This window comes from Draconibacterium orientale (genome assembly GCF_900111425.1).
Taxonomy (GTDB): domain Bacteria; phylum Bacteroidota; class Bacteroidia; order Bacteroidales; family Prolixibacteraceae; genus Draconibacterium; species Draconibacterium orientale.
The window spans coordinates 53,859-67,128 of record NZ_FOHT01000010.1; the positions used below are offsets into that span (position 1 = coordinate 53,859).

9 protein-coding genes are annotated in these 13,270 nt (G+C 44.8%); 6 read left to right on the forward strand and 3 right to left on the reverse strand.

Translation table 11 applies throughout. From position 1 onward, the window contains the following. Positions 1 to 188: 188 nt before the first annotated feature. Positions 189 to 905, reverse strand: a complete 717-nt coding sequence (locus BMW53_RS07390; RefSeq protein WP_051567506.1) for an NUDIX hydrolase — start codon at positions 903 to 905, stop codon at positions 189 to 191. Positions 906 to 1,132: 227 nt separating this feature from the next. Here BMW53_RS07390 and BMW53_RS07395 point away from each other — a divergent pair, with 227 nt between their 5' ends. The 6 genes from BMW53_RS07395 to BMW53_RS07420 all read left to right on the forward strand — a co-directional run bounded on the left by BMW53_RS07395 (position 1,133) and on the right by BMW53_RS07420 (position 11,048). After that, positions 1,133 to 3,559: a glycoside hydrolase family 3 N-terminal domain-containing protein gene (locus tag BMW53_RS07395; RefSeq protein WP_038563498.1), complete on the forward strand. Its 2,427-nt coding sequence runs from the start codon at positions 1,133 to 1,135 to the stop codon at positions 3,557 to 3,559. A gap of 113 nt (positions 3,560 to 3,672) precedes the next feature. Beyond that, on the forward strand, positions 3,673 to 5,238 hold the full coding sequence (locus BMW53_RS07400; RefSeq protein WP_051567505.1) for a carboxylesterase/lipase family protein: 1,566 nt from the start codon (positions 3,673 to 3,675) through the stop codon (positions 5,236 to 5,238). Between the two features lie 12 nt (positions 5,239 to 5,250). Then, entirely contained in the window at positions 5,251 to 7,569 is a 2,319-nt protein-coding gene (locus tag BMW53_RS07405; protein WP_038554388.1) for a glycoside hydrolase family 3 protein, read from the forward strand. A gap of 422 nt (positions 7,570 to 7,991) precedes the next feature. Next, positions 7,992 to 9,173: a glycoside hydrolase family 88/105 protein gene (locus tag BMW53_RS07410; protein WP_038554386.1), complete on the forward strand. Its 1,182-nt coding sequence runs from the start codon at positions 7,992 to 7,994 to the stop codon at positions 9,171 to 9,173. A gap of 24 nt (positions 9,174 to 9,197) precedes the next feature. Beyond that, positions 9,198 to 10,052: a DUF4861 family protein gene (locus BMW53_RS07415; RefSeq protein WP_051567504.1), complete on the forward strand. Its 855-nt coding sequence runs from the start codon at positions 9,198 to 9,200 to the stop codon at positions 10,050 to 10,052. Between the two features lie 3 nt (positions 10,053 to 10,055). Next, complete coding sequence (locus BMW53_RS07420) at positions 10,056 to 11,048, forward strand: alpha/beta hydrolase (RefSeq protein WP_074780418.1); 993 nt, start codon at positions 10,056 to 10,058, stop codon at positions 11,046 to 11,048. 19 nt (positions 11,049 to 11,067) lie between these two features. Here BMW53_RS07420 and BMW53_RS07425 read toward each other — a convergent pair whose 3' ends face one another. Continuing rightward, a complete protein-coding gene (locus BMW53_RS07425; protein ID WP_038554382.1) occupies positions 11,068 to 12,063 on the reverse strand; it encodes a glycoside hydrolase family 43 protein in 996 nt (331 codons plus the stop codon). A gap of 39 nt (positions 12,064 to 12,102) precedes the next feature. After that, positions 12,103 to 13,227 (reverse strand): glycoside hydrolase family 88/105 protein, encoded by a 1,125-nt coding sequence (locus tag BMW53_RS07430; RefSeq protein WP_038554380.1) that lies wholly within the window; start codon positions 13,225 to 13,227, stop codon positions 12,103 to 12,105. Between the last annotated feature and the right edge of the window lie 43 nt (positions 13,228 to 13,270).

A 13,270-nucleotide genomic window follows, 5' to 3' on the forward strand; every position in this document is an offset into this window, starting at 1 on the left:
TGCAGGGGTTTGCTCCGTCCTGCATCATTTTTTTCAAATCCTGCAGGCATTTTTGTGATTCTGCTTAGCAGGAAAGCATCAACATATGGCAGGGAGGTATTTCAGTGTGCAGGACGCCTCAAAGGGCTGCAGGATGGGTAAATGCTTAGCAGGGTGCTGTTAATTAGTGGATTAGTTGTTTTTTATTGTTACCAGATTCCACTTAAACCTTCTTCAAGTGCTTTTTTGTAGCGTTCAACATTAAACGAATAAAAGTAGGGCGACTTGTGCGCACCGCCGGTTTTTCGCTCTCTTAGCTTATCCAGAATATTGTAGTTCAATATTTTTCGCTGAAAGTTACGGCGGTCAAGGTCGCGACCAAGAATGGTTTCATAGAGAGTCTGAAGTTCGGGCATGGTAAATTTATGAGGCAGCAATTTTAAGCCAATGGGCTGCTGGTTAAGCTGTAAACGCAAGGTACTGATGGCTTCCTGAATAATTTGTTTATGGTCGAGCAGCATCGTAACATCGGCAGTTAAAGAAACCCAGTCACAGCGGTCGGAAAAAAGATCAGGTGTGGGTTTTACTTTCCGAAAGTCAACCAAAGCATAAAAACCTACAGAGATAAAACGTTTACCGAAAAAAGTCATGTCGGGTTTTGTACCGGCCATGTCGGCATCGAATATCGCTTTATTCGATTTTGATCTGTCGGGATCGCTAAATGCCTTAAATTGCTTCAGAAAAAGATTGTTTAGTCCGGTGCGCTCTTTAACTATGCGTTGTGCAGCCTGCTCCAACGTTTCATCGTGTTTCAAAAATCCTCCGGGAAGTGTATATTCTTTCGAATATTTTAAATGCAAAAGCAAAACTTTAAGCTCGTTGTTGTTAAAACCAAATATCACACAATCGAGTGATATATGATTCATAAACTCTGCTGAATTGAAAGGTTTAGTCGCTGTCAAAGTCCTTAATTTTTAAGCTCACAAATTAAAAAAAAATCTCGAAGTATTATTTGAGTATGTTTAAAAATATAATAATGTGTCGAAATGACACTGGCAATGGAATTTATTCCTATCTTCAACCCGGTCGATATAACTTTGTTAGTCGGCTAAAACGGTAAAACTAAATTAGAACTAAATTCTTCACCATGATTATGAACGAATCCAGACGTATCAGTCTATTAATTTTAAGTATTCTATTTCTTGCTTCCGGATATGTGTCTGCAAGCGTCTCACAACAAAAAAGCGTAAAAGAAATCGTTAAGTCGATGAGCCTGGAGCAGAAAGCCCAATTGGTAATCGGTACCGGAATGTATTTTCCGTTACCCGACTCGATTCGTGAAAAAATGCCGCCATCGTTTGGTGGAGGCCTCGACACCAGCACTCCTTACGGAAAAATGGTTGACAAAATCAGGGGATATTTGCCCGGAACTGCCGGAGTAACTGCGGAATATCCTGAACTGGGAATTACCAGCCAGACATTAGCTGACGGCCCTGCCGGATTGCGCATTAGTCCAAGCCGCCCGGGAGAAACCGACACGTACTATTGTACAGCTTTCCCCATTGCAACCGTAATGGCTTCATCGTGGGATACTGAGTTGGTTGAATCGGTAGGAAAAGCCATGGGAAAAGAAGTGCTGGAATATGGTGCCGACGTGCTTTTGGCACCTGCACTGAATATTCAGCGCGATCCCCTGTGCGGCCGTAACTTCGAGTACTATTCAGAAGATCCGCTGGTAGCCGGAAAAATGGCAGCCGCGATGGTAAAAGGTATTCAGTCGAATGGCGTTGGAACTTCAATCAAACACTTTGCGGTTAACAACCAGGAAACCAATCGTATGTCGGTTGATGTGATTGTGAGCGAACGTGCGTTGCGCGAAATTTATTTGAAAGGTTTTAAAATCGCGGTTCAGGAAAGTGAACCCTGGACAGTGATGTCGTCTTACAATAAAGTAAATGGTGTTTATGCTTCTGAGAGTCACGACTTGTTGACTAAAATTCTGCGCAACGACTGGGGATTTAAAGGTTATGTAATGACCGACTGGGGCGGCGGTAGCGATGTTGTTGCTCAAATGAATGCCGGAAACGATATGATCCAGCCGGGTTCTACTGCGACCATAAAAACGCTTATCGAAGCTGTTGAGTCAGGAAAACTCGATGAAGCAGTTTTGGATACAAATGTTGAGCGTATTCTGAATATAATGGTGGAAACACCTCGTTACAAAGGAACTAAAATCTCGAATAAGCCTGATTTGAAAGCGCATGCCGAGGTTACCCGCCAGACAGCTGCTGACGGTATGGTATTGCTGGAAAACAACGGCGCACTTCCTTTTGCAAAAAACATTAAAAATGTTGCCGCATTCGGAAATTCTTCGTATGATTTTATTTCAGGAGGAACAGGTAGTGGCGATGTTAATGAAGCTTACACGGTTTCGTTGTTGCAAGGCTTGGAAAATGCCGGGTACAAAACGTACGACGAACTTAAAAATACCTACGAAGCCTATATGGAAGAAGCGCGGAAAACACAGGATAAATCCAGAAACTTTCTGGCCGCTTTAATGGGCGGAAAAATTCCTGTTGACGAAATGGCACTGGATGCAACTGTTGCTGAAGAGATGGCTGCAAAAGCTGATATTGCCCTAATCACTATCGGACGTAATGCCGGTGAAGGTGGCGACCGCGAAGCTGTTGAAGGCGACTTCTACCTGAATAAAAATGAAAAAGACCTGATAAAAACCGTAACTGACGCTTTTCATGCGAAAGGCAAAAAAGCAGTGGTTATTCTGAATATTGGCGGCGTTGTTGAAACCGCCAGCTGGAGCACTATTCCTGATGCCGTTCTTTGTGCGTGGCAACCGGGGCAGGAAGGCGGAAACTCGGTAGTTGATGTGCTTTCAGGAAAAGTAAATCCATCGGGTAAACTGGCACAAACCTTCCCGGTGAAATACGAAGATGGTTCGTCGTCGGATAATTTTCCCGGTGTGGCTGTAAAAACAGAGGGGGCAGAAGATAATACGGCCGATCAATCGGGTTTCTCGATGATGCGCCGCGTACCGTGGGAAGTGGTTTACGAAGAAGATATTTACGTGGGGTATCGCTATTTCAACACCTTCGATGTGCCGGTGGCTTACGAATTCGGATACGGAAAATCATACACCACATTCGAATACAGCCACCTGAAGCTGAGCGACAAAAAATTTGATGGAAAAGTTACTGTCTCCATCGATGTAAAAAATACCGGTGATGTTGCCGGAAAAGAAGTGGTTCAGGTGTATGCCAGCGCGCCGGGTAAACATTTGGAAAAACCGGAAGAGGAGTTGGTGGCCTTTGGAAAAACTGCTTTGTTAAAACCGGGTAAATCGGCAACGCTTTCGTTTGATATTGATGCTTCACTTTTGGCTTCTTTCGATGAAGCAAGCACAAGCTGGATTACAGAGGCCGGTGATTATACCGTAAAAGTTGGAGCTTCATCAAAAGACATTAAAGCAAAAGCAACATTTTCTGTTGCCAACGATATTACTGTTCAGCAGGTATCAAAAGCAATGGTGCCTCAAAAAGACTTTGAAAAAATGCATAGGTAGTGGGACTTGGTTAAATACTCTCACCCTGGAATTGTCCGGGGGAGAGTTTCCTTTCCTTTAACCTGTGAATAAACAACCCTTTTAAGACGAAACAAATTTAAAACCTGCTACTTATGAAAAACGTTCGCGTGATTTTGTTTTTTTGTATTGCCGTTGGTTTTGGGGCATGTTCAACTAAAACACCCCAACAAATAAAAGATAGTGTAACCCTTGCCGACGGAACGGTAAGTGGTTCGTTTGACGAGAGTACCGGAATTACCACTTTCAAGGGAATTCCGTTCGCTGCTCCTCCGGTGGGCAATTTGCGCTGGAAAGCGCCTCAGCCCGTTGAACCCTGGGAAGGCGTGAAACAATGCACTGAATTTTCAGCCAGCCCGATGCAGGCAACGCCAATGCCGTTTAGTATGTGGACACAAGAGTTTATTGCCCCCAAAGAGCGGTTAAGCGAAGATTGTTTGTACCTGAATGTGTGGACTCCGGCCAAAGATGCCTCTGAAAAACGGCCGGTGCTGGTTTACATTTACGGTGGTGGTTTTTCAAGTGGCGGAAGTGCTGTGCCTATTTACGATGGCGCAGAAATGGCGAAGAAAGGCCTGGTTTTTATCACTATAAACTATCGTGTTGGAACCTTAGGATTTTTGGCGCATCCGGAACTTACGGCTGAATCGCCAAACAACGCTTCAGGAAATTACGGTTTGCTCGACCAGGTTGAAGCCCTGAAATGGGTAAACAAAAATATTGCTGCTTTTGGCGGCGATCCTGAAAATGTTACCATTGCCGGACAGTCGGCAGGTGCGTTTAGTGTAAATTATTTGGTGGCTAGTCCGTTAACAAAAGGCCTTATTCACCGGGCCATTGCCGAGAGTGGTGGCGCCGTGCTTTCAACCAATGCGTTGGCACGTGGTGGCAGCCTGAAATCGGGAGAAGAAGCCGGTGTAAAATTTGCCGAGTCACTGGGCGCATCAACTATTGAAGAACTGCGTGCCAAAAGTGCCGAAGAGATTTTAAGTGGCAAAGGTGGTGGTGCACCCATTGTTGATGGTTATTTTTTGCCCAAACCGGTTGGCGAGATCTTTGCCAACGGCGAACAAAACGATATTCCTGTAATTATTGGATGGAATGAAGATGAAGGTTTTGGAGGAGCACCTGTTTCTGCCGATCAGTTTAAACAACGTGTAAAGCAACAATTTGGCGATATGGCTGATGAATTTCTGGCTAAATTTCCGATAAATACCGAAGAAGAAGCCAAGGCCATTCAAAATGATCTGGGAGCGCTGCAAACTTTTGGTATCCAGTCGTACAAATGGATGCAGCTGCAAAATGAAAAGGCAACATCGAAGGTGTTTATGTACCGTTTTGAGCGCGATGTGCCTTTTGCCGATGAAATGCAGGATTTTGGAGCTTTCCATACCGGAGAAGTTCCGTACGCTTACAATAACCTGAAAATGAGCCCGCGCCCGTGGACAGAAGCTGATTATAAACTAGCCGACCTGATGTCGGATTACTGGGTGAATTTTGCTACATCAGGCAATCCAAATGCTGAAGGTTTGCCCGAGTGGGAAGCGACCTCGCCCGATAACCTTAAAGCGATGCATTTTGACACCACATCAGCATGTGGCGATTTGCCAAGTGTTGAACTGCTCAAATTTCTTGATAAATATTATTCCGAAACCAACTAAAACAAGATCTATATGAAAAAACAAATTTCAGGAGTACTGATTGCGATCGTTGCAATTACTCTACTTAATGGCTGTGGCCCCAAGTGGACAGAAGAAGAAAAGGGAGACTTTCATCTCGTTTACAACGAAGGAGGAGCAACTTTAGGTTATTCTCCAAAGTCAGGAGTAACACTTCTTACCGATGGAGGTTATGCTTTTAAAGACCTCAACCGGAACGGAGAGCTGGATGTGTACGAAGACTGGCGCAAACCGGTTGATGAACGCGCCAAAGATCTGGCCTCAAAAATGTCGGTGGAACAAATTGCCGGATTAATGTTATACAGCGGACACCAGTCGATTCCTGCGGGAAGTGGTGGTTTTGGTGCCGGAACCTACAACGGCAAATCGTTGTTGGAAAGTGGTGCAAAATCAAGCGATCTTACCGACCAGCAAATTAAGTTTCTTACTGAGGATAATTTGCGTCATGTGTTGATTACTACCGTTGAAAGTCCGGGCGTGGCTGCGCAATGGAACAACAACATGCAGGCGTTGGTTGAAGGACTTGGTTTGGGAATTCCCGGAAACACAAGTACCGATCCGCGCCACGGAACCAGGGCGGAAACCGAATACAATGCCGGTGCCGGTGGCGATATCTCCATGTGGCCCACCACATTGGGTTTGGCAGCCACTTTCGATCCTGCTGTAATGAAAAAATTTGGCGAAATTGCTTCGATAGAATACCGCGCTTTGGGAATTGCAACGGCGCTTTCTCCACAAATTGATTTATCGACCGAGCCACGTTGGAGTCGGTTTAGCGGAACAATGGGCGAAGATCCCGGGTTGGCAGCCGACCTCACGCGTGCTTATGTCGATGGATTTCAAACTTCATCGGCGGATAAAGAAATTACCGGCGGCTGGGGATTTGAAAGTGTAAATGCCATGGTAAAACACTGGCCGGGCGGTGGCCCCGAAGAAGGTGGCCGCGATGGCCATTTTGGTTACGGAGCTTACGCCGTTTATCCGGGAAATAATCTGTCGGATCAGTTAAAACCTTTCACTGAAGGTGCCTTTAAACTGGATGGCCCAACGGGCAAAGCAGCAGCCGTAATGCCTTATTATACCATTTCGTACAACATCGATCAGAAGAATGGCGAAAACGTAGGAAACGCCTACAATAAATACATTATCACCGATTTGTTGAGAGGCGAATACGGATACGATGGCGTGGTTTGTACCGACTGGATGATTACTGCCGATACGCGCAGTGTGCACGAATTTATGGGGAAATGCTGGGGAGTAGAAAATCTTTCAGTTGCCGAACGTCACTACAAAGTTATTGAAGCCGGAGGAGACCAGTTTGGCGGAAACAACGAAAAAGGGCCGGTTCTGGAAGCGTACGAAATGGGTGTGAAAGAACATGGAGAAGAATACATGCGCAATCGTTTTGAGCAATCGGCAGTGCGTTTACTGAAAAATATTTTCCGCCCGGGATTGTTTGAAAATCCGTACCTGGCAGTTGCCGAATCGGAAGAAATTGTTGGTAATCCGGAGTTTATGAAAGCCGGTTACGAAGCACAACTGAAATCGGTGGTGATGCTAAAAAACAAGGATGGTGTTTTGCCGGTTGAGAAGAAAGTGAAAGTTTATATTCCTCAAAAATACAATCCGGGTGGCACAAACTGGTTTGGAATGGTTACCAAACCAAGCTGGAGCGACGCTGCAAATATGGATATCGTGGTCAACTATTTTGAAGTTGTTGATGCTCCTGAAAAAGCCGATGTTGCCATTTGTCTGATCTCAAGTCCGCAGGGCGGAACAGGATATTCGCTTGATGACAAGGAAAAAGGCGGTAACGGATATGTTCCTATTTCGCTTCAGTACGGACCATACACTGCCGCGTATGCCCGCGAGGAAAGTATTGCCGGCGGAAGTCCGTTTGAGGATTTTACCAACAGGCGTTATAAAGGAAAATCAATCGAAGCAGCCAATGTTTACGATATGAAAATGGTGAACGAAACAAAAGCGAAAATGGGTAACAAACCTGTAATTGTTGTGGTAAATGTGGCCAATCCGTTTATTCCTGCCGAGTTTGAAAAGAGCGCCGATGCTATTCTCGTTCACTGTGGTGTGCAGGATCAGGCAATTATGGATTTGGTTACAGGTAACGCCGAACCATCTGGTTTGTTGCCTTTCCAGCTTCCTGCCAACATGAAAACAGTGGAAGAGCAGTTTGAGGATGTGCCGCGCGATATGGACTGTTACACCGATGAAATGGGCCATGTTTACGACTTTGCCTACGGAATGAACTGGAGCGGAGTTATTGATGACGAAAGAGTAAATACATACAAATAAAACAAATGTGGTTTTTCGTGGACCTTCGGAATCTTCGGAGGTTCACGAAAAATTTCTTAACCCGAATTCCCAAATTTTACGAATATTTTTGAAAGAGTTTTAGCCATAACGGATCGGATCCTAACTTTTTAAAAGGAAGTAGATTTGAGTACAGAGATTTGAGTATTGAGACTCATTTCCCTTTCTCTCTACTCATTACTCAATACTCATGTCTCCTCTGTCAATTATTCTTCTCTGAATTTCATTCAATCTTAAACCTATGTACTTCCAGTGCATAGTGCTTTAGTTGGAATTTTCCTTTCGAAACAGCCCGACAACTCGGCTTTTACGTTCTTTGGGAAAATCTACCCTCTATCTGATACGTTTTAATTCTTGAAAATCTCGCAGGTAGATTAGTTTTGTAATCAAACAAGATTAAACCAATGAGAACATTTTCTATTTTCTTTCTATTTGTTGCCCTTATCGGATGCAATTCAAAAAATACCAAACAAAATTCAGCACAAACTGCCGAACCTTTGTGGTCGGTAAAATTTGCCGAAACCGTATTGCATGAAGCCGACAGTCTGATCTATTATCAGCGCGAAAAACCCAAATACGAATACGATTATGCTTTTCTGGGCGATGCCATTTACAAACTAAAGGATGTTGATCCGAAGTACGGCGCTTATCTGAAAGATTATATCGACTATTTCCTGCACGACGATGGAAAAATCGACGGGCAGAAAACATCGGATTACAACATCGACCGGGTGCGCCCCGGAAATAGTATGATTACCTTGTACCAGGACTACGGCGATGAAAAATATAAATTAGGAATTGAAACGTTGGTGGATCAAATGAAAGGGCAGCCACGCACCAATTCGGGTGGTTTTTGGCACAAAAAAATGTATCCCTACCAAATGTGGTTGGATGGGTTGTACATGGCCTCACCATTTTTGTCGCGCTATGCCAACGAATTCGGTCAGCCGCAGTGGTTCGATGAGGTTACTTTTCAGTTGCAGGAGGTTTACAAACATACGCTTGATGAAAAAACGGGGCTGGTTTACCATGCCTGGGACGAGAGCCGCGAGCAGCGCTGGTGCAACAAAGAAACCGGGCAGTCGAAACACTTCTGGAGCCGTGCCACTGGCTGGTATATGATGGCTTTGGTTGATGTGCTGGAGAATTTGCCCGAAGAGCATAAAGACAGGGAAACGCTGATAACCATATTAAATGATTTAAGCGAGGCCGTTCTTAAGGTTCAGGATGCCAAAACCCAATTGTGGTACCAGGTAATGGATAGGGGGGGCGAAGAACGCAACTACCTGGAGGCATCGGGATCGGCAATGATTATTTACACTTTTGCCAAAGGCGCCAAAAACGGCTGGTTGCCGCAAAGCTACCTGGAGGCTGCCAACTCGGCTTTCGATAGTATGATTGAAAACCTGGTTTCGGAAGATGAAAACGGTAGGTTAACTTTAACCAATACATGTGGTGCCTGTGGTTTGGGAGGAAATCCGTACCGCGAGGCCGATTACAATTATTACGTGTCGGAGAAAAAGGTGGATAACGACCCGAAAGGCGTTGCCCCGATGATTATGGCTGCCATTGAATTAAATAAATAATTTCAAACAAAAACGAATACGAAAATGAGAAGATTTGTCCTACTATTATTTGCCGTTATTCTAATAACACAGGCCCATGCACAAAATACAACCGACGTGAGTTTATTTATGCGTTCGGATAGTTTGCAGCAGAATGAAATTAGTGCCGAATCAGGCGATTTATACAAAACAATCGGGCATCATGGACCGGCTGTAGAAAACGAGTGGATGGCACTGCGTATTTATTTTAGTGATAAAGCAGCTATCGATGTTTATTCAAAAGCGAAAGCGCAGCTTGAGCTGAAGGAAAAAACGTGGTATCCAACCGCTGAAGATCAAAAAACGGGTTGGGGAGCCGATTATTACAAAGTGGGCCAAACAGTTGGTTTAGGCGGAGTGCGACTTTGGGATGGAGAAAAAGTTGTAAAACTGAATCCTGTTTCAAACCGAACAGCGCGTGTTGTAAAAGAACCTACCTGCTCGTACATGGAAATGTTATCGGAAGATGTGCCTTATAAAGGGAGAAATGTTGATGTGCTGGTGCGCGTAACTGTTTATTCAGGAGAAAGAAATGCCAAGGTTGAAGCGTTTGCGTTAACCGACGAACCCGTACAATTTGTCACCGGAGTAAATTACCACAAAGGACAGGAGATATACAAAAAGGATGGATTGATAGCTACCTGGGGTTTACATCCGGAAGATGTTGCTGCTGAATTGGTTGAAATTGGCGCCGCTATAATTTACAATCCGGCTGATTATGTACAAACAGAAGATGATGGCACACAGTTTCTTCTCATCAGTAAACCGGGCAAACAGTTAACAACATGGGTATCGTCGGCTTGCGGTCGCGAGGCGGAGATCAATACCATGAAAAAGTTTATTGACTTTCTTGAAAAATGATAAATGGATGCAAAGCAACTTAAAATAAAGTGTCTTTTCCTTTTTTTTCTGACACTTCATTTTGTTGGTTTCTCGCAGCACGACACTATTCGTTTTTCGCGCGATACCTCGTTTAACGTACAAAGTGCCTACCGGAAGATTGCGAAAGATTTTACGCAGGCAACCATCGTTAAAGCGTTTCCTATTCGGGCAATCAACGAAAAACGCAACATGGTTTATCATTCGTTGGGTGAGCGCGATTTACACATCGATATCTTTTATCCAAAAATCAGTAAAGTCAAACCGGTTCCCGGTGTACTGCTAATTCATGGCGGAGGCTGGGCATCGGGAACAAAATCGCACCTGGTTCCCATGGCGCAGAAATTAGCCGAAGCCGGTTATGTGGCTGCAGTTGTTGAATATCGTTTGTCGCCTGAAGCCAGATACCCGGCAGGTGTTATCGATTTGAAAACGGCCTTAAAATGGCTGCGGATTCATGCCAGTGATTTTGGCCTCGACACCAGCCGGATAGCAACTTTGGGAACTTCGGCCGGAGCAACATTGGCTACCCTCGTGGGAACTACCGCTGGAAATCCCTTGTATTTGTCTCATCCGAAAAGCCAGGCAGTAAGTGATAAAGTGCAGGCCATTGTTAATATCGACGGCGTGCTGGATTTTACCGATCCCAACGAAAGCGGCAAAGATCACGACCCCGCCAAACCATCGGCCGCAGCACGTTGGTTTGGTGCCACCTACAAACAAAATCCGGAACTGTGGGTAGAAGCATCGCCATTAACTTACGCGAGCGGAAAAACGCCACCAACACTATTTGTAAACAGCGCATTACCCCGCTTTCATGCCGGCCGCGATCAATATGTGGCTGTGTTGAATAAAAACGGAATTTACAACGAAGTGCATACCATTGACGAAACACCGCATCCTTTTTGGCTCTTCCATCCTTGGTTTGATAAAGCCGTGCCACTTGTTATTTCTTTTTTGGATAGGGTATTGAAATAGGATCTTTTGTTATCCCTTTTTATGGCTGAAATGGTCCAATAATAAGCAGTTTATCGCCCGAATCATCCACCTCAAACAAATGAGGAATCCGAACGTAACGGCCGTTTACATCTTTATGACTGTGTGCCGACAAGAGTAATTTCCCCTCGAATGTGCGGAACAGCATACCATGGCCAAAGTTTGGAGGAGTAATCGGTTCTTTCTCCTGTATCCACGGGCCATCCAAAGTGCCGCTTTCGGAGTAGGCCACGCCCTGAACATAATCGCTAAAAACCCAGCTGGTCCATAACATGCCCAGCTTGCCGGTTTGCGTTTCGAATAACCATGGTCCGTCGGTAACTTTATTCGGGATACTATTTCCGTGCTCATCTTTCTCGCGGCTCCATGGCGAGTCAAACGCGGTGAAAAGAACTTTTCCTTCTCCAATTGATCCCGAAAGATCCGGTTTCAATTCTATCTTTTCAATGGTGCCGTTCCAGTTTTGGAGCCATTCGTAGCAATAAACCATGTAAGGTTTTTTGTCTTTATCCACCCAGAAAGTTCCGTCTAAAGTGGGTTTGTCTGCCGGCAGGTACAAGGAGTCTTTCATCGGAACATAAGGCCCGTCGGGTTTGTGGCTCACCAAAACATGACTGGCTCGCCGTTCAATTTCATTCCCTTTTACCGTGTCGATAATCACTTTTCGATTTGTGAAAGTGGCAAAGTAGTAGTACCTGTCTTTGTATTGGTGTAATTCGGCCGCCCAAATCATGGGGTGCGGTCCCATCCACGAATCAGGATCGGTTTGTGCTACCACAAAAGGGCCTGTCCACCATTTCAGATCTTTACTTTTCCATAGCAGTCCGCCCGTTCCGGTCATGTAATAAGTGGCGGTGTTTGTATCGGCCATAATACACGGATCGCTTAAACGAATGGAATCCAGTGGAATATTTTCTTTAACTACGGGTTTCCAATTTTGCGCAAAAAGGGGAGCAAATACGGCGATTAAAAGTAATAGCGTTAAAAGTTTTTTCATTGGTCTCATTTTATCCTGTTATCAATTCCGAGGGATGTGTTATTTACACAATTTGTACACTTCGCTGCCTGCCAAAAGGAAACAGCCCAAACCGTAATCTTCAAAATCGGGTTTACTGGTGTAGCTTACCGGTTGCCCGTCCTTGGGTTCTTTCCCGGTGCCTTGTACATAGCCCAAAAAACCATTTTCGTGAACCGATTCGGAGGCCAGTGCATTCCAACCTTTTGTAATGGTTTGCATGTATTTTTTTCCACTCAAAATACCATTGTTCACTCCCCAGGCTATTCCGTACACAAAAAGAGAAGTGCCGGTTGCTTCTTTCCCTCCGTAATTGTTCGGATCGTGCAAACTGGCGTTCCAAAAACCGTCTTCGCGCTGAAGGGGAAGTAGGGCTTTCATCATCGCTTTGTAAGTTTTCAGGTACTCTTTGTAGTGCGGATCAGCTTCCGGTAAAATATCCATTACCCGAACCAGTGCGGCCACCACCCAACCGTTGCCGCGGCTCCAGTAACAATCTTCACCATTGGGCTCGGTGTAGGGCGGTTTAAAATCGGCATCGCGCCACCACAAACCATCTTTTTTATTGTACAGGCCCTGCGTTACTTTCGTGTCCATATACATTTTGTACATGCGCTCGCTGTATTTATCATCTTCGGTAAGCACCGATAGTTTAGCGAATACCGGCATGGCCATTTGCAGCGCATCAATCCAATTCCAGTCGTCTGTTTTTTCCGTTTTCAGCATTAAATCCACCGACGTTTTTATGTCTTTTATGCGCTCCGGTTTTTGATCGATGTTATATAAATCGATATAAGTTTGTCCGGCGCACTGGTTATCCGCGTTTCGTGTTTCTAACCCGTCGCGCAATCCCCATTGGTGCGCTTCTCCCCATTCGATGGCATATTGCAGGTAGGCCGGATCGGGCTTTATCGAATAAAAAGCCATTAATCCTTCGTAATACACAGCGCGGGTCCACAGGTTGCTGGTGCGTTCTTTATTCGTGATGACATTCACTCCCGGATCGGGCCACTTTTTCATCAAATGCGCATTGGTAAGTGTCATTTTATCAATCACTTCCTGTTTGGCAGGAAGCAGCTGTGCTGTTGATATTGTAACTGACAGAATGAGTAAACTCAGTAGAAAAAACAAGGATTTAATTTTCATGATGAATATGTTTTTGATGATAAGCTACATGGTGTTATTTATA

Bases quoted from the DNA above. Each gene is read 5' to 3' on its own strand.
- BMW53_RS07390 (WP_051567506.1), bottom strand. From the start codon at position 905: ATGAATCATATATCACTCGATTGTGTGATATTTGGTTTTAACAACAAC.
- BMW53_RS07395 (WP_038563498.1), top strand. From the start codon at position 1,133: ATGAACGAATCCAGACGTATCAGTCTATTAATTTTAAGTATTCTATTT.
- BMW53_RS07400 (WP_051567505.1), top strand. From the start codon at position 3,673: ATGAAAAACGTTCGCGTGATTTTGTTTTTTTGTATTGCCGTTGGTTTT.
- BMW53_RS07405 (WP_038554388.1), top strand. From the start codon at position 5,251: ATGAAAAAACAAATTTCAGGAGTACTGATTGCGATCGTTGCAATTACT.
- BMW53_RS07410 (WP_038554386.1), top strand. From the start codon at position 7,992: ATGAGAACATTTTCTATTTTCTTTCTATTTGTTGCCCTTATCGGATGC.
- BMW53_RS07415 (WP_051567504.1), top strand. From the start codon at position 9,198: ATGAGAAGATTTGTCCTACTATTATTTGCCGTTATTCTAATAACACAG.
- BMW53_RS07420 (WP_074780418.1), top strand. From the start codon at position 10,056: ATGGATGCAAAGCAACTTAAAATAAAGTGTCTTTTCCTTTTTTTTCTG.
- BMW53_RS07425 (WP_038554382.1), bottom strand. From the start codon at position 12,063: ATGAAAAAACTTTTAACGCTATTACTTTTAATCGCCGTATTTGCTCCC.
- BMW53_RS07430 (WP_038554380.1), bottom strand. From the start codon at position 13,227: ATGAAAATTAAATCCTTGTTTTTTCTACTGAGTTTACTCATTCTGTCA.